At 46.9% G+C, this 16,236-nt stretch carries 14 protein-coding genes; 2 read left to right on the top strand and 12 right to left on the bottom strand.

Features of this window, described 5'->3' with window-relative positions; translation table 11 throughout:
• Positions 1-6: 6 nt before the first annotated feature.
• The 5 genes from FYJ39_RS01090 to FYJ39_RS01070 all read right to left on the bottom strand — a co-directional run bounded on the left by FYJ39_RS01090 (position 7) and on the right by FYJ39_RS01070 (position 5,334).
• On the bottom strand, positions 7-921 hold the full coding sequence (locus FYJ39_RS01090) for a precorrin-6A/cobalt-precorrin-6A reductase (protein ID WP_235919693.1): 915 nt from the start codon (positions 919-921) through the stop codon (positions 7-9).
• Positions 911-2,527 (bottom strand): precorrin-4 C(11)-methyltransferase, encoded by a 1,617-nt coding sequence (cobM, locus tag FYJ39_RS01085; RefSeq protein WP_154470620.1) that lies wholly within the window; start codon positions 2,525-2,527, stop codon positions 911-913. The genes FYJ39_RS01090 and cobM overlap by 11 nt, the downstream gene beginning before the upstream one ends.
• Positions 2,528-2,591: 64 nt before the next feature.
• Positions 2,592-3,833: a cobalt-precorrin-5B (C(1))-methyltransferase CbiD gene (cbiD, locus tag FYJ39_RS01080; protein ID WP_154470619.1), complete on the bottom strand. Its 1,242-nt coding sequence runs from the start codon at positions 3,831-3,833 to the stop codon at positions 2,592-2,594.
• A 169-nt stretch (positions 3,834-4,002) separates the two neighbouring features.
• The gene (locus FYJ39_RS01075; protein WP_154470618.1) at positions 4,003-5,061 is read right to left on the bottom strand and encodes a cobalt-precorrin 5A hydrolase; all 1,059 of its coding nucleotides are present in this window, start codon (positions 5,059-5,061) and stop codon (positions 4,003-4,005) included.
• Positions 5,062-5,115: 54 nt separating this feature from the next.
• Complete coding sequence (locus FYJ39_RS01070; RefSeq protein WP_154470617.1) at positions 5,116-5,334, bottom strand: small, acid-soluble spore protein, alpha/beta type; 219 nt, start codon at positions 5,332-5,334, stop codon at positions 5,116-5,118.
• A gap of 259 nt (positions 5,335-5,593) precedes the next feature.
• On the opposite strand from FYJ39_RS01070, the gene FYJ39_RS21300 reads away from it, so the two are divergent.
• On the top strand, positions 5,594-6,325 hold the full coding sequence (locus FYJ39_RS21300; RefSeq protein ID WP_328597507.1) for a LytR/AlgR family response regulator transcription factor: 732 nt from the start codon (positions 5,594-5,596) through the stop codon (positions 6,323-6,325).
• 72 nt (positions 6,326-6,397) lie between these two features.
• Here the strand turns inward: FYJ39_RS21300 and FYJ39_RS01060 are convergent, their stop codons facing one another.
• The 5 genes from FYJ39_RS01060 to FYJ39_RS01040 form a co-directional block, all read right to left on the bottom strand.
• The gene (locus FYJ39_RS01060) at positions 6,398-8,401 is read right to left on the bottom strand and encodes a bifunctional 4-hydroxy-3-methylbut-2-enyl diphosphate reductase/30S ribosomal protein S1 (RefSeq protein WP_154470616.1); all 2,004 of its coding nucleotides are present in this window, start codon (positions 8,399-8,401) and stop codon (positions 6,398-6,400) included.
• Between the two features lies 1 nt (position 8,402).
• The gene (cmk, locus tag FYJ39_RS01055; protein WP_154470615.1) at positions 8,403-9,080 is read right to left on the bottom strand and encodes a (d)CMP kinase; all 678 of its coding nucleotides are present in this window, start codon (positions 9,078-9,080) and stop codon (positions 8,403-8,405) included.
• Positions 9,081-9,121: 41 nt separating this feature from the next.
• Positions 9,122-10,363: a BaiN/RdsA family NAD(P)/FAD-dependent oxidoreductase gene (locus FYJ39_RS01050; RefSeq protein WP_154470614.1), complete on the bottom strand. Its 1,242-nt coding sequence runs from the start codon at positions 10,361-10,363 to the stop codon at positions 9,122-9,124.
• Positions 10,360-11,865: a polyphosphate:AMP phosphotransferase gene (gene pap, locus FYJ39_RS01045; protein WP_154470613.1), complete on the bottom strand. Its 1,506-nt coding sequence runs from the start codon at positions 11,863-11,865 to the stop codon at positions 10,360-10,362. The genes FYJ39_RS01050 and pap overlap by 4 nt, the downstream gene beginning before the upstream one ends.
• 245 nt (positions 11,866-12,110) lie before the next feature.
• Positions 12,111-13,430, bottom strand: coding sequence for an aspartate kinase (locus tag FYJ39_RS01040; protein WP_154470612.1), 1,320 nt, complete (start codon positions 13,428-13,430; stop codon positions 12,111-12,113).
• Between the two features lie 920 nt (positions 13,431-14,350).
• Between FYJ39_RS01040 and FYJ39_RS01035 the strand changes: the two genes are divergently transcribed.
• Positions 14,351-14,686: a hypothetical protein gene (locus tag FYJ39_RS01035; RefSeq protein WP_154470611.1), complete on the top strand. Its 336-nt coding sequence runs from the start codon at positions 14,351-14,353 to the stop codon at positions 14,684-14,686.
• 166 nt (positions 14,687-14,852) lie between these two features.
• Here FYJ39_RS01035 and FYJ39_RS01030 read toward each other — a convergent pair whose 3' ends face one another.
• Entirely contained in the window at positions 14,853-15,563 is a 711-nt protein-coding gene (locus FYJ39_RS01030; RefSeq protein ID WP_154470610.1) for a LytR/AlgR family response regulator transcription factor, read from the bottom strand.
• Positions 15,550-16,050 (bottom strand): transglutaminase-like domain-containing protein, encoded by a 501-nt coding sequence (locus tag FYJ39_RS01025; protein WP_154470609.1) that lies wholly within the window; start codon positions 16,048-16,050, stop codon positions 15,550-15,552. The genes FYJ39_RS01030 and FYJ39_RS01025 overlap by 14 nt, the downstream gene beginning before the upstream one ends.
• Positions 16,051-16,236 lie beyond the last annotated feature (186 nt).

The raw sequence follows: 16,236 nt of genomic DNA, 5'->3' as shown, positions 1-16,236 counted from the left end.
CTTGTCCTAATCTCCTTGCTTGATCCATTCTCTAACCTGCCTTTTTACTTCCTCCAAAGAAAATCCCTTTCCCTTGTCCGGGCGCTGGATCACCACAGCGCAAGCTCCCTCTGCCCAGGCCGCCCGGAGCTTCTCCTTAAACCCGCCTGCTGCTCCTCCGTCCTTTGTTACCAAAATGGAACAGTGATACCGCTTTAACTGAGCCCGGTTCATCTCCTCGGAAAATGGCCCCTGAGCAGCTATGATATGACTCTCGTCTATTCCCAGCTTCCTGCAGGCTTCCAGTGACAAAGAGGCAGGCAGAACCCGAACATACAGCCGGCTTTTATAGTCCTTCAGTCTGGAATAGGCAGCCAGCTCCTTGCTGCCTGTTGTGAGCAATACATTACCGTTCCGGCCGGAAAGCCAGCGAACTGCTGCGTCTGCATCTGGCACACACACAAGCTCCCCTTTGTCTAAAGCTTTCCTTTGTTCTAATTTCTCAGGGTTCTTAAGAAAACTGACCGCCTCCTTGCCTATTCCCCCGGCTGCCTCTCTCATACACCTAAGATACCGGACTCCCGCGAAGGCTGTACACGCAGTTCGTATATTTTCCGTCGCCTCTGTGGCATAGGGATGGGTAGCATCAATAATCATTCCGGGGTTCTCCTCCTTTATCAGCTTCTGAATCCCATCCGCATCCAGACGGCCAGCCCGGACTGCCACCTGTTCGGGAAGAAGCTCCCTTCCATATTCCGTTGCCACACACACCAGCAGGCGGCAGTCCAAACCGGAAATATATTCTGCCAGAAGGCGGCCTTCCGTCGTTCCTCCAAAAAGAAGCAGCTTTTTTCTGCCAACTTCCTTCTTCTCTCCAGGCCTTCCTCCGCTTTTCTTCGCCCGCGTCTCTCCCATTGGACAGCCCCCTTCCTTATTTCTCATACCGGTACCCTCTGGGGGTCACCATACGCCCTCCCTGATTTCTGGTTTGAGAATTACCGATATAGACGGTTGTAAACATATCTACCCGCCGGTTCTTTAACTCCTTTAAGCTCACAACCTCCATCTCCTGTCCTTCCCTGCCTATATTCCTCACAATTCCGCAGACCGTTTCTTCCCTTCTCCATGCCAATATCCGCTGACAGGCCTGTCGCAGATAATCAGGCCGCCCCTTACTGGCAGGGTTATAAAGGCAGATAACAAAATCCGCTGAGGCTGCCGCATCCACCCGCTTCCAGATGGTTTTAAGAGGCGTTAGCCTGTCGCTGAGGCTGATGACCGCAAAATCGTGCATCAGCGGAGCCCCCAGCACTGCCGCCCCGGCAGTGGCTGCCGTCACACCGGGAACAATCTCCACCTGTACTCCAGGGTATTCCTTTGACAGCTCTAAAAGCAGACCTGCCATACCGTAAACGCCGGAATCTCCGCTGCAGATCATAGCCGTATCCTTCCCCTCCATACAGCACTCCAGGGCCTTGCGGCACCGTTCTTCCTCCTTTGTCATAACGGTAGTGAGGAATTCCTTTTCAGGAAAATAGGGCCGCACCAGTTCCACATACACCGTATAACCTGCAATCACCCTGCATCGTCTCAAAGCCTCAAGCGCCTGCCCTGTCATCTGGGCTATGCTCCCCGGCCCTATTCCAACCACATACATGGTTCCTGGCAAAGCGTCAGGCAAGGCTCCCTCTACTTTCTCCTTCTCGTTGCGGCCTTCATCCCTTACGCTTCTGACAGCATGGGATTGTATCAAGGATGGAAGAGCTGTCTTTCTTCCGCAGCCAGCTGCGGCCTGCCTGCCTTCCCTGAATTCTGTTGAAAACACCGGATCGTAGAGCTTAGAGCGCTCATAGCCTGTCTGGGCTACGCTTTCTCCCACTATGACCAGAGCCGTCTTTTTTATCTGCTCCTGCCCGGCTGCCTGGGCCAGCGTTCCCACACTGCACCGCACCACCTTTTCATCCGGCCAGGTGGCCTTATACACAATCGCTGCCGGGGTATCTTCCCTGCAGCCTCCTGCCATCAGCTCCTCCGACAGCTCCGTAAGCATTCCCGCGCTTAAAAATACCACCAGCGACGAGCCGTGAGCCGCCATCCTGCGAATAGACTCCCTCTCAGGCACCGGCGTCCTTCCTGCCATTCTGGTAATGATTACACTCTGCGTAATGCCCGGTAGCGTATATTCCATCCCCAAAGCAGCCGCAGCCCCGCAAAAGGAGCTAACGCCGGGACAGATGTCATAAGCAATGCCCTTCTTGTCCATCCAGTCCATCTGCTCTCTCACTGCCCCATATAAGCAGGGATCGCCAGTATGAAGCCTTACTGTGGAAAGCCCTTTTTTTTCCGCCTCCTCCACCGCTTCCATCACTTCCTCCAGTGTCATCCGGGCGCTGTCATAGAGCGCAGCTCCTTCCTTTGCTCCATCCAGCAATTCCTTATTCACCAGAGAACCGGCATATATAATTACATCGGCTTCCTGCAAAAGCCTCTTTCCTCTCACCGTGATTAAATCTACGCTCCCTGGGCCTGCTCCTACGATATGTACCATAAGGTCCTCCCTTCTTGTTATCTGTCCTTATAAACACGTATGCAGGAAATCTGTCCGTATCCCTTTAGAATCTATTCCCCACAGGGCTTATCCTGCCCATCCCAGCATATGGCTTTTCACAGCGGAGCTTCTTTAACATTCCGGCTGCTCCACAGCTCATTCCAAGTATCCCGCGTTCATTGGTAAAAATCACTGTCTCAATGGCGATCCGGCCGCCTGCTCTCCCCTTTAAATGGCGATCCACGGCCTCTGTGACCTGCCTCATCACCCCTTCCAAAAGCCCCTCCACAGCATCCATCTGCCTGAGCGCATCCTCTACTGTGACAGAGGAAAGGAGCCTCCTTACCAGCTCCTTTTTGCAGCCCCAGGCTCCGGCATAGGCTGCCAGCACCTCCATTCGGCCATCTGCTACGGAAGAATGGGTATTCATAACGCCTGCTGCCACCTTTATAAGCTTCCCTCCATGACCAATCAGCAATAATCCCTTCACCCCCTCCTCCACTGCCATGTCAATGGTAGCTCCAATAAAATTGCTGCATTTTACTGCCTGCTCCAGCTCCAGCCCCATCGCCTTTTTGATAAACTGCTGACCGTAATTACCGGGAGTCAATATCACCTGGCTTTGGCCCTCCAGCGCTTTCTGACGCAGCTCCAGGCGAATGGTTTCCAGAAGAGCCGTCTCGCTCATGGGCTCCACCATACCACTGGTTCCCAAAATCGAGATGCCTCCTTCTATTCCCAGCTTTCCGTTAAAGGTACGGGACGCTGCCTCCACTCCCTCTGGAACGCTTATTTCAATCCACAGGCTTCCCTGAAATCCCTCCTGACGGCAGACCTTCTCCACTTGGGAAAAAATCATCTGCCTGGGAACAGGGTTAATGGCGTACTTTCCCACTTCACAGCTAAGTCCTTCCTTTGTAACCCTTCCAATTCCCATTCCACCGCTTAAAAACAGGTGTAATGTGCCATTTTTATATTCATAGCATCCACTTTTGCGGGTTTCCCATTTATCCTTAAAAGGATTTTCTCTGGAAACCCGGCTGTAAACCAAAAAGCCATTGGTCACATCCGGATCGTCTCCCCCATCCTTTCGCACCGCACAGGATACCCAGTCCCTCTCTGCTTTCATGTCCTCTATTTCCAAATCCAGCAAAATGCCCTTCGGCGTTTCAATCTGAACCTGCTCCACGGACTCACGGCGCAGCAGCACAACGGCAGCCGCCAAGGAAGCCGCTGCCGCACAAGTACCTGTAGTATATCCCCATCTTAATTTTTTCCGATTTTTATAGATGTACGATTTTCCCATAGTCCACCTGCTGTCCCGCATCTGACTTATAAACGTGAAAACAGCAAGCCGGTCAAGACTCTGCTGTCAATTTCATCCAGCTTGCCTTAGAGTCTGATACATACTCCCTAAGCGCCTATAGCTAGAAAAAGTATATCACATCTCTGTCAGTTTCTCAATGTCAATTTTACTAGAAGGTCTCTAACTGTACCTGAGCCTGTGCCGCGGCCACCGTTACCCCATTCTTGGATCGCTTATGTAGCATCAACCGTCCGCCCTCTGCCATACAAGCCCGCTCACAGACATTTCCTACCCCTACCTTTCTGCGCACAAACTCCGACTCTTTAAAGTCTCCCTCTACAGCCAGAAGCCTCTCTGCCGGATAGCATTTAAGTTCCCATCCCTTCTTTACCGCCAGAGCAAGCAGTCCGGCCTCATCCGACTTTATGTCAATGGTTGCCAAAGTCTTCACCGCCGCAGGATGAATCCCCCCTTCTCTCAAGGCGGACTCAATTTCCTCCTCCAGACATTTCTCTCTGGTTCCCCTGCGGCAGCCAACTCCCACCGTCACACACCTGGGTACCAGACGCAGACAGTTCTTTCCATACCGCTCCTTACAGGCCGCAGTAATCCACAGATTCATCTCACAAGCATGATCCCGGAAGCCCTCAGGCATCCACTTCCCCTGGATTTCATCTTTAAACAGAAAATCGCTGAAAAATCCCACTGGCTTTCCCTCCAGCAGGCAGGCGGAAACCTGCTTCGCCAACCTCCTGTCCGTAATGACAAGACGGTTCTTTGCAGCAAACACATCCACTGCGAAGATCCCTCGTACATCGGTAGCTGTGGTAATTACAGGCTGTGCTCCAATGGCTCCGGCAAGGTCTACAGCCAGCTCATTGGCTCCCCCAACATGGCCGGACAGCAGCGGGATCACATAGCTTCCCATTTCATCCACCACCAACACAGCTGGATCCTTCATCTTATCTCTTACATAAGGAGCAATCCCCCGCACCGCAATTCCCGCAGCGCCAATAAACACCAGATTCCTTCCTTCCCTGAACATGGAGCCTGTCCACTCTGCAAGCGTCTGCTCCTGGCGTACAATCCCAATATCCTCCCAGCCGATCCTAAAGAAGCGTTTCGGAACATATCCCCGGCAATCCCAGCCTTTCCTTGCGTATAAGGAGCACAGCCTGGCGCACAAAAGAGCTCCTCCCTCCGTAAAGCTGATTATTCCCACCTTCATTTTTCCAGGTCCGTCCTTTCATCCGTCGTTTTTCTCAAAAAATATACTTGCTTTTTATTCTTCTTGCAATGCCTCCTGCTTCAGCTCACGCTTCCGTTTGGTAATAAGCCCTCCGATTTTCCCGCTTTCCTTGGCTGTAAGACTTCTCCAGCCCCCTTCCAGAACCTTGGCTTCCAGCCCCAGCTCCTGCGCAATCTCGAATTTCAGCTGCTCCTGCGGTGTCAGATTATGTGGGTCAAAGGGCTTATCCTTCCTGGCTTTTGAATTTCCCATTTTTATTAACTCCTTTCAGCAATTAAGTACAAAGGAATTATTCCCAGGGGGCCTGTCTTCTATACCATTCCCTTAATTTTACCTTCTGCTTTCCACTGCTCTTACAGGTTATTCCAATTATTCTTGCATTTTAAATCGTTGTATATTATACTGAAACTAGATTGATTGCTATAATTTGGAATAAATGGCAGATGGCAGAAATGTTTAAAGAGGCTCCAGACTACCTGTTGATAGTCCACAAAAGAAAAGGAGGCGCAGTGTGAAGATTGCTATTATTGATGCTTCTGTTGAAGAAGCCCGTCAATTATCAGGATTTATAGCCTCCTATTTTTCACATGCCTGTCTCTCCCAGCAAACCACCATCTTTAACACAGCCTCCGATTTCCTCGACATCTGGCGCCAAGGGGCCTTTGACCTGATATTTATCGATATTTTCCTAAAGCGGGAGGCTTCCGGAATCCGGATCGCGGAACAGATTCGGAAGGAAGACAGCCAATGTGCCATTATTTTCACTACCGGCAGTAAAGATTTTGCTTTGAAGGGATACCAGGTACGAGCCTTGGATTACATGCTGAAACCCATTACCTATAAGAAGTTTTGTGAAACTATGGATTACTTAAGCTTTATCATCCAAAAGAAGGGCCGCCATTACATTGAGGTAAAAGAAAGCCGTATTATGGTAAAGCTTCCGATCGATGATATTCTTTACACAGATTATTATAATCACTACATACAGATACATTTGGCAGACAGACTTGTCAAAACCTATATGCGGTTTCAAGACTTTTCTGGTATGCTCCTTTGCTATCCTCAGTTCACCTGCTGCTACCGCAACTGTATCATCAATATGGATCAGGTAATATCTCTTGAGAAAACAGAATTTATTATCACCACAGGCGAGCGCCTGCCTATCACCAGGAGCCTGAGAAATCAGATTCACCAGCAGTACGCGGACTATCAGTTTCACAGGCGAAGCAAAGGCCAAAGCTAAATCCAACATATCGATCACAACAGGACAGCCTCTTTCCTTCGCGGAAAGCGCTGTCCTGTCCTTCTATACCTTTTATTCTTCCACTGACCGCGCTACTGCGTCAATATCCACATCAGCTACATCTGCGTCATCCTCTGCTTCCTGAGGAGCAGAAGCCATCAATGCCTTGATGCTTAAGCTGATCTTGTGGTCAGCCTCATTAAAATCGACTACCTTCGCCTCTATCTCATCACCAATTCTCAGAACATCCGCCGGCTTTTCAACATGATCTCTGGAAATCTGAGAAACATGAAGCAATGCGTCTACTCCTGGTTCCAGCTCAACAAAGGCGCCGAAATCAGTCATACGTGCCACCCGGCCAACTACTACATTGCCTACCGCATACTTCTCAGCAGCCTGCACCCACGGATTTGCCTCCGGGAATTTAAGGCTTAAAGCAATCTTCTCTCCCTGTATATCCTTAATCAGAACCTTCAGGGAATCACCTGCCCTAAATACCTTCTTCGGATTCTCAACACGTCCCCAGCTCATCTCTGAAATATGCAGAAGTCCGTCCGCTCCGCCCAGATCAATAAAAGCTCCAAAGTCCGTTACATTCTTTACAACGCCCTCTGCCGTATCGCCCGGATGAATCCTCGCAAACAGCGCTTCCTTCATCTGTGCCTTCTGAGCTGTCAGAAGCTGTTTTCTGTCTCCGATGATTCTTCTTCTCTTAGGATTGAACTCTGTAATCACAAACTCAATCTCCTGATCTGCATACTTGGACAGATCCTTTTCGTAGCTGTCTGATACAAGACTGGCCGGAATAAATACCCTCGCGCCCTCAACCTCAACGCTTAAGCCTCCGTCCAAAACCTGAGCTACCTTAGCAGTCAAAACCTCTTGATTTTCAAAGGCCTCCTCCAGGCGCTTGTTGCCCCTGTCTGCTGCCATACGCTTATAAGATAAGGAAACCATGCCTACTCCATCGTTCAGCTTAATTACCTTGGCTTCCATCTCCTCACCAACCTGTACCTTGGTAGTCAAATCTACATTATTGTCGTTGCTGTATTCGTCACGTGTAATAATTCCTTCGGATTTATTACCCGCAATACTCAGTATAATCTCATCTTTGCTGACTTCGATGACCTGACCAGTGACTATCTCTCCTGTACGTATTGGTTTGGTTGATTCTTCCTCTTCCTTTAATAACTCTGCAAAACTCTGCTCTGCCATTCTGGTATGAACCTCCTCAATAATCTTTTTTGGGGTGGATGCCCCAGCTGTAATACCTACGCTGCGCACAGAAGATACACTATCAGGATCTAAATCGCCGAGTGTCTGAATGTAAACGGTATTCTTACATTCCTTGAGACATATTTCGTACAGCTTCTGGGTATTGGAAGAATGTTTGCCTCCAATGACAATCATAGCTTCCACCTGAGAAGCAATCCTTGCTGCCTCCACTTGTCTTTCCTGTGTTGCATTGCAAATCGTATTTAAAACACTACTATCATAACCCTTTTTTAAAAATTTTTCAACTAATTCTTTAAATTTGTTGTAATTAAATGTCGTTTGCGACACGATGCAAAGCTTTTGTCCCGGCTTCAAATGAAAATCCGCTGCCTCAGTCTCATTCTGAATCACCTTGGTGTCCTCATTGCCCCATCCCTTAATTCCCTCTACCTCCGGATGATCCGGATTGCCGATGATAACCACTGCGTCCCCTGCCGCTGAGCGTTCCGCTACAATCCGGTGGATTTTTTTCACAAAGGGACAGGTGGCGTCCACAACCTCCACCTTCCTCTCCTTTAAAATATCATATACATGCCTGCTGACCCCATGGGAGCGAATAATCACCGTCCCCTCCCCCTTTGGCAGCCTGCCCAGATCCTCCTCCGTATCCAGTACCTGAACGCCGTTTTCGCTTAAATCCTTTACTACCTCCTCATTGTGGATGATAGGGCCATAGGTATAGATAGGCCCTCTGGCATTTCCTTTTTTTACCGCCTTCATCTGCTCATACACCTGCTCCACAGCCCGTTCCACACCAAAGCAAAAGCCTGCATGCTTAGCAATTAATACAGTCCGCTCCATATCAGTCCCCCAATCCACGTTCACGGGCCAGATTGATAATAGCGTTTGCCACCTCATCTACAGTCATTTGGGAGCTGTCTACCAGGATTGCGTCCTCCGCCTGCTTTAGCGGAGAATGCTCCCGGTGCATATCCCGGTAATCCCTGTCCTCTATGTCCTGCTCAATCACATTCAGGCTGCTGGCCTTCCCCTTCTCCTGAAGCTCTTTATAGCGCCGCATTGCCCTCACCTTAACAGAGGCCGTCAGATAAATCTTAACCGGAGCGTCAGGCAGCACGCAGGTGCCGATGTCCCTCCCGTCCATGACTACGTTCTCTCTTTTAGCCAGCTGCTTCTGAAGCTTTACCAGCTTCTCCCTTACAGATATATACCCGGAGGAGGCCGAGGCCATATTCCCTACCGCTTCTGTGCGGATGAGGCCGGAGACATTTTCTCCGTTTAAGATAACCTGCTGAGCGCCATCCTCATAACGAATGGTTATGTCCACATCCCTGCAGGCTTCCGCTACGGCTCTCTCATCCTCCGCCTTTATTCCAAGACGCAGAAAATGCAGCGCCATAGCCCGGTACATTGCCCCTGTATCTATATATACAAATCCAAGCTTTGAGGCCGCCAGCTTTGCGATTGTGCTTTTGCCGGCTCCTGCCGGCCCGTCGATTGCTATGTTAAAATGTCCCATTGTATACTGGTTCTCCTACTCTTTTTATTTATCTCCGTCCCTTATCCGGCCGCGCCCTTTCCGGCCGCCCAACCGGTAGACCAGGCAATCTGAAGGTTATAGCCCCCAGTCACTGCATCCAAATCCAAAATTTCTCCCGCAAAGTATAATCCCGCTATTCGTTTGGACTCCATGGTGCCGGGATGAATATCCCTTACGGAAATGCCTCCCTGGGTAATAATGGCCTCCTTATAATCCCTAAGGCCTGTCACCGTAAATTCAAGCCCCTTTGTTATCTGAACCAGCCTTCGCCGTTCTTCCTTTGTTATTTCATTCACCTGTTTATCCTGGTCAATGCCGCTGCGGGCTATGATAACCGGTATCAGCCTAGCAGGATAGAGACGTCCCAGGGAATTTTTAAACTGCTTATTTTTACTCTCCTCAAAGTCCCTTAAAACCCTTCCATTCAGCTGCTCTTCAGACAGAGCCGGCTTTAAGTCGATAAGAAGCCTTAAAGGTCCTTTTTTCAGAGCCTTCGCGCAGAAGGAGCTGGCGCTTAGAATCAGGGGGCCGCTGACACCAAAATGGGTAAACAGCATCTCCCCCATCTCCCGGTACAACTCCCTTTTACCGCTATACACAGATGTCTCCACATTTCTCAGAGCAAGTCCCTGTAGATCCTTAACCGTGTCCGCCTCTGCCGTTACAAAGGGAACCAGCGCCGGGGACAGGTCTGTAATCTGATGCCCGCACTCCTGCGCCCATCTGTAGCCGTCCCCTGTAGAACCGGTGGTGGGATAGGATAAGCCTCCTGTAGTCACAATCACCCGATCCGCCTTCTCCACCTGGCTGCCCAGACGGATTCCCCTGACGGCTTTATCCTGAATCACCAGGCCATGGGCCTCTGCCTGAAGCTGGATTTCCACCCCTTCTTTCTTCATAAGGGATGCCAGAGCCGCTATCACATCCGAGGATTTGTCTGACCGGGGAAACACACGGCTGCCCCGCTCAACCTTAAGATGCACCCCCTGAGACTCCAGCAGCTCCATCATATTCTGATTTGTAAAGCCATAAAAGCTGCTAAACAGGAATTTGGAGTTGCTGACAACCGATGCCAGCAGCTCCTCCATATCGCATGCATTGGTTATATTGCAGCGTCCTTTGCCAGTGATGAACAGCTTTTTTCCCAGCTTCTCGTTTTTTTCGAACAAGCGCACCCTTGCGCCCTCCCTGGCGGCGGCGACAGACGCTATCATGCCGGCTGCGCCTCCGCCTACTATGATTATCTCTTTTGTTTTACTCATGCTTCGTTTTTAACTTCCTTGATTTTCTTCTCCAGAGCATTCACCACAGTTTTGAGCACCTTGACTCTGGCATAACGCTTGTCATTGCCTTCAACTATAATCCAGGGGGCGTAGGTAGTAGAGGTACGGATCAGCATTTCATTCACCGCCTCCTCGTACTGAGCCCATTTTTCCCGGTTACGCCAATCCTCGTCTGTGATTTTCCACTGCTTCTGAGGATTATCCTGCCGCTCCTTAAAACGGCGCGCCTGCTCCTCCTTGTCAATATGAAGCCAGAATTTCAAAACCACCGCGCCTGCGTTGACCATATGAGATTCCATTTCATTGATCTCCTGATAAGCCCGCTTCCACTCCGCGCTGCTGCAAAAGCCCTCGATTCGCTCCACCATCACCCGCCCATACCAGGTGCGGTCAAATATCGCCATATGGCCTGCCTTTGGCATATCCTTCCAAAACCGCCACAGATAGTGGTGCACCTTCTCAATATCATTAGGGGCGGCGATGGGATTTACCTGATAGCCTCTGGGATCTAAATGGCTGGTAAGGCGCTTGATAGCTCCTCCCTTTCCTCCTGCGTCCCAACCCTCAAAGCCGATAATAACAGGAATACGGAGCAGATAAATCTCGCTGTGAAGCTCCTCCAGACGCTTCTGATATTTCTTTAAATCCTCCCTGTAACGCTCCTCTGTCATGGTCTTAGACAAATCAATACCGGAAAGAACTCCATTTTTAAAGCGTTCCCTTACGTGAGATGCCTCTGCTCCCTCTCTGCCAGGTTCACCTGTCTTTTTCCTGAGATCCAGCTCATATTCCAGACGATCTATAACAGAGGTAATAATTTTAAGAGCTCCGTAATCTTTATCCACTGCCTCAATCAAGCTCCAGGGGGCATAGTCTGTGTCTGTGTTCTCCAGCATTTCTTCATTGATACGTAGATACCTTTCAAACTCCCTGTTGCGCTTCCAGTCCTCCTTTGTAACACGCCAGGCGGTTTCCCTGGATTCCTCCAGCTTTTTAAAGCGTTTCCTCTGCTCCGCCTTATCGATGTAAAGAAACAGCTTAATCATAACAGTTCCGTCATCGCTGAGCTGCTTTTCAAAGGACAGGATATCCTGATAAGCAGCTGCCAGCCTGCACTCCGGAGTCAGTCCGTCAAAACGGTCCACCTGAACAATACGGTACCAGCTCCGGTCAAAAATGGCCATTCGTCCCTTAGCCGGGGTTTTAATCCAGTAACGCCACAGAAAGGGATGCAGCCGTTCTTCTTCCGTAGGGCGGTTGCAGGCATACACGTCAAAACCTCTTGGGTCCAGCGCCTGGATCAGGCGGTTAATCTGCACCCCCTTTCCAGCGGCCCCCATGCCTTCAAACACAATTACAACCGGAATCCCGGCAGCCTTGCATTCCCTCTGCAAAAATCCAAGCTTTTGCACCGATTCATCCATCACTTTGCGGTAGGTCTTTTTATCGATACTTTTTGTTAAATCAATTTTTTCCAGCATATGAAACCCCCTCCTTCTTTGAAATAAACCTTCCCCGCTTGTATTCTAACCATTATATCATAATTTCAGCCATTAGAGAACCAAATCCTTGCCGAAATCACATTTCAATACACCTCATTCTTCCTCATAGTTGTACCTTTCCTACGCTCTCCATCCCTTATCTGAGGATCTCCGAAGCATCGGCCGGCTAATGCCTCACGCAAAAAGCGCCGGAGGCTTTACCCCGGCGCTTTCTAACACTGTATTTACAGCTCTGCAGTAACAAAAATATCATAAATCGCTTTGATTGCAGTTTCAAAGTCATCATTCTTCACCCCGATGATGATATTCCATTCACTGGAGCCCTGGTCGATCATCTTGATATTCACTCTTGCATGGGCCAGCGCCGAAAAAATCCTTCCGGCTGTGCCCCGATTAGAACGCATGCCTCTTCCAACAACCGCAACTAAAGCCAGATCGGATTCCAGCTCCACCGTATCAGGCTCTACGGCCCGGTGAATGCCGGCAATGACCGACTGCTCATGCTCCTCAAATTCAGACTGATGCACATAAATTGTCATGGTATCAATGCCAGAAGGCATATGCTCAAAGGAAATGCCGCTCTGCTCAAAAACGGACAGCACCTTTCTCCCAAATCCCACCTCGGCATTCATCATGGCCTTCTCAATATTAATCGAGCAAAATCCCTTTTTACCCGCAATACCTGTAATCGTGTGACGCGGCTTGCGGCAGGTACTCTCTACAATCAGAGTTCCCTTATCCTCCGGGCGGTTGGTGTTTCTGATATTAATAGGAATTCCTTCCCTACGAACCGGAAAGATGGCATCCTCATGAAGAACGCTTGCTCCCATATAGGAAAGCTCCCGAAGTTCCTTGTATGTAATGGTCTCAATTACCTCCGGGTCATGAATAATCCTTGGATCCGTCACCAAAAAGCCTGACACGTCAGTCCAGTTCTCATACATGTCCGCATGGATAGCCCTCGCCACGATAGAACCGGTAATATCAGATCCACCTCTGGAAAATGTCTTTATGGAACCATCCTGCTTGGAACCGTAAAATCCGGGTATAACCACCCTTTCCACATTCTTTAAACGCTCCTCCAATTCACAGTTGGTGGCTTCAGCGTCAAAATTGCCGTGTTCGTCAAAGAAAATCACTTCTGCCGCATCAATAAACTCAAAGCCCAGGTAGTTTGCAGCTACAATACCGTTTAGATACTCACCTCTGGAAGCCGCATAATCTCTGCCGGCCTTAGCAAGGAAATTCTCCTCGATTCTCTGAAATTCGTGGTCTAAGTTCAGATTCAGATTCAGGCCGTCAATAATTTCTGTATACCGGCTCTTAATATTCTCCAGAATCTTTTTATAAGATCTGCCCTCTGACGCCGCATCATAGCAGGCGTAGAGCATATCTGTAACCTTCTCGTCTTTGTCATTGCGCTTTCCAGGAGCAGAAGGAACCATATACCGTCTAGACTTGTCTGACTTAATAATATCTGCCACCTTCTTAAACTGTTTCGCACTGGCCAATGAGCTTCCGCCGAACTTCACCACTTTCTTCATGTTCCGTCTCCCTTGTTTCTGCATCTATTGCATATATACTGCTTTCAAATTTTACTGAATAGGCATTTCCACGCTTTATGGTATTACAAGTGCAAATAATACATTATTTTCCCAAGGATGTCAATAGTTTTAGGAGGAAAACTTTTCACCAGGGAAACATTTGTTTTTGTACGGAGGACACCCTTCCTTTAAACTAAGATCTGTTCTGTGGAGGACCAATTATTCTTATGCTTTTCCTGATATTACTTCATGCTCTTTTTATTCTATATTCTGAGCTTTGTGCCTTTTCAATAAATGGAGTCTAACCTTTTGAGATTTATGATTGACATTTATTGTCTAATAATCTTTTCAAACAATAAACTAAGCATTTGAAGCAATATGTAATCATTATTTGTGAAAATATGATATAGTTATTTAGTTAATTTAGGGAATCTCACGTTTGAAGCATTTCAATATAAACTCTGCATTCAATGGGTATGCTTTTAAAGGACACGAATCTAATGTTTTTGTTAGTATTAGATCTATTTACTATTCCGTTGAAGATGCTGCTGGTGCCAATTAAGATAAAATCGAAGCGCAAGAAAATTGGCACGTGATACTCCACTGACCGGAACCGGGACACTTTCAAATTCAGGAATTTTTTATGAACATTTATTCTGAAAATGAAACGCGAATTACACATTAAATGATCGGAGGTGAGTCCAATGCACCTATATGCTAGGAGCAAAAGAATTTTATAACTGTAAAATTATATATGAAATAGAAGTTTTAATATTACACCGCCATCTTCCTGGGTACCTGTAGCTGCTGAATCGCAAATTGCTACAGTCGGAGCCAATTATATAATTACACTTACGAGAGGAAGCGGCTCCTGGAAGTGTGAAATCGTTAACAATCTAAGCTTTTGAGGTGACTGGCAAATGAAATGTAAAATTCAAATAGTCTGCTCTGTTTTGTATACCTTCATAGCAATTTCTTTTCCATATTACGACAAACTATGTTTAGAATATGCTAAAAGACATTATAATATGACTCCATATGTCATACTAAACATATTATCACCTGTTGTTATGGGAGTTATTTTATGTTTAATCAATATAACGCATCTGTCAAAAAAATACGCAGCAGGGCTTTTAATTGTCAATGCATTAGGAGCTGTTCTCATATGGAGCCTACTCCTTGGCACTATCTCAATTTATAATTTATTAATAATAGGCTCAACTGTTCCACACCTTCTTTTTAAAAGGGATTGGTAGGCCTCATGGTATTATTACTTACAGCTGTGATAAACCCCCAGGATTGTTGCAAATGCAACAGCCCGTTTTAAATATGGGAACTATTACTGATAGAGCTTTTATTTCCTGCCAGACGCTTTGTAATTTAAGAATTTATTTAGCAACACTGCTGTTTGACTCATAGCATTTACCTGCATGTATTCAGAAACAACGCCTTCATAAAAGATCCTTTAAAGTGGCTGCTTAAAGGAATCTCAAAATCATCTGCAAGAGTGATTATATCATCTCTGATAGAGACAACCATATCGAGATTGGCTATATAGCTTTTATGGGTAAATGCAAATTTGCCGGCAGGCAAAGCTTGAATCAATTCATTCAGAGTTTGCCAAGTTTTTATTGTTGCATGACCAATACAAACGATCTGCCTTTTTCTCAGCTCAGAGTGTATGCATAAAATGTTATCTGCCCTTATGATGTTAGCTGATGAAGCACTTTTTATTTTTATATAAGAGACAGAATGATTTAATTTTTTTAAACAGGAGGTTAATACATCGGAAATTTCTTTTTCTGAAAATGGTTTTACAACAAATCGAAATGGTTCTGCGCGGTATACATCAATGGGCAGATAATTCCGTGAGGTTATCATAACAATAATAGAATTATTTCCTTTCGCACGCAATTTTTCAGCCAAGTCTATCCCTGAATTATTATTACCGAACCAAATATCCAAAAACAAAATGTCATATAAGAATGGAAGCGTCATCAACTTATCAGAGGAATCCGTTTCAATTATATTAATATCAAAATTATAAGAAAATGAGTATTGTAAAATATATTTTTTTAATTCACCTCTAACATATGGTTCATCATGACATAAACAAATATTACAGCTTTTCATATTCCCCTCCTCCTGCTTTATGTGTTTCCCCTCCTACAATATACATTGGCACACCACTCTTTCGGGCCACGACAGCATAAGCAGCCGAATATGTATCACAAACACCCTCTTTAAATATAAATGTACCATATGCACTAAGGTATGGATCACCCAAACGCACTAAAGAACCATATTCTGTATTTTGAATTATATAATCATAACACGCTTTTAGCTTATCATGTGTATCCATATCTTCCGTTATAATCTGAGCAAATATAGCATCTAATAATCTGCCTACTTCATCGGAACCTGTTGTTTCCATGGGATACAATGGTACAGAATCCAAAGCATGTCTCAGTCCTGAATAATACAAATCCCCTTTGCTGCTTTGAATACCCATCTTTGGTAATTGTGTCCCAATACTTTGTGTTTGTACAACACTATTAATTACCCACTCACCTTCTTTATTTACTTGACTTCCATCAGGGGCCATTGAATCCGTTAGCATATAGCCCTCTGGGCCAAAGTGGTACTTTTCTGAAACCCCATCTTCATTCCCATCCAGCCATTTCCATTCATTTTTAGAAAAGAAATGGTTTAAGCGGCTCCTTATCAGGATCTATTTCATACATTTGGTGTCCTACAATCATAATACCAATATACGTACCCATTATCTTATATGCTCTTCCAACCA

The sequence above is a fragment of the Clostridium porci genome, from assembly GCF_009696375.1.
GTDB classification, from domain to species: domain Bacteria; phylum Bacillota; class Clostridia; order Lachnospirales; family Lachnospiraceae; genus Enterocloster; species Enterocloster porci.
This window is presented reverse-complemented; position numbering and strand designations above follow the sequence as displayed.

Coding starts and splice junctions, on each gene's coding strand:
- FYJ39_RS01090 (WP_235919693.1), bottom strand. CDS start 921: ATGAGAAATAAGGAAGGGGGCTGTCCAATGGGAGAGACGCGGGCGAAG.
- cobM (WP_154470620.1), bottom strand. CDS start 2,527: ATGGTACATATCGTAGGAGCAGGCCCAGGGAGCGTAGATTTAATCACG.
- cbiD (WP_154470619.1), bottom strand. CDS start 3,833: ATGGGAAAATCGTACATCTATAAAAATCGGAAAAAATTAAGATGGGGA.
- FYJ39_RS01075 (WP_154470618.1), bottom strand. CDS start 5,061: ATGAAGGTGGGAATAATCAGCTTTACGGAGGGAGGAGCTCTTTTGTGC.
- FYJ39_RS01070 (WP_154470617.1), bottom strand. CDS start 5,334: ATGGGAAATTCAAAAGCCAGGAAGGATAAGCCCTTTGACCCACATAAT.
- FYJ39_RS01060 (WP_154470616.1), bottom strand. CDS start 8,401: ATGGAGCGGACTGTATTAATTGCTAAGCATGCAGGCTTTTGCTTTGGT.
- cmk (WP_154470615.1), bottom strand. CDS start 9,080: ATGGGACATTTTAACATAGCAATCGACGGGCCGGCAGGAGCCGGCAAA.
- FYJ39_RS01050 (WP_154470614.1), bottom strand. CDS start 10,363: ATGAGTAAAACAAAAGAGATAATCATAGTAGGCGGAGGCGCAGCCGGC.
- pap (WP_154470613.1), bottom strand. CDS start 11,865: ATGCTGGAAAAAATTGATTTAACAAAAAGTATCGATAAAAAGACCTAC.
- FYJ39_RS01040 (WP_154470612.1), bottom strand. CDS start 13,430: ATGAAGAAAGTGGTGAAGTTCGGCGGAAGCTCATTGGCCAGTGCGAAA.
- FYJ39_RS01035 (WP_154470611.1), top strand. CDS start 14,351: ATGAAATGTAAAATTCAAATAGTCTGCTCTGTTTTGTATACCTTCATA.
- FYJ39_RS01030 (WP_154470610.1), bottom strand. CDS start 15,563: ATGAAAAGCTGTAATATTTGTTTATGTCATGATGAACCATATGTTAGA.
- FYJ39_RS01025 (WP_154470609.1), bottom strand. CDS start 16,050: ATGCTAACGGATTCAATGGCCCCTGATGGAAGTCAAGTAAATAAAGAA.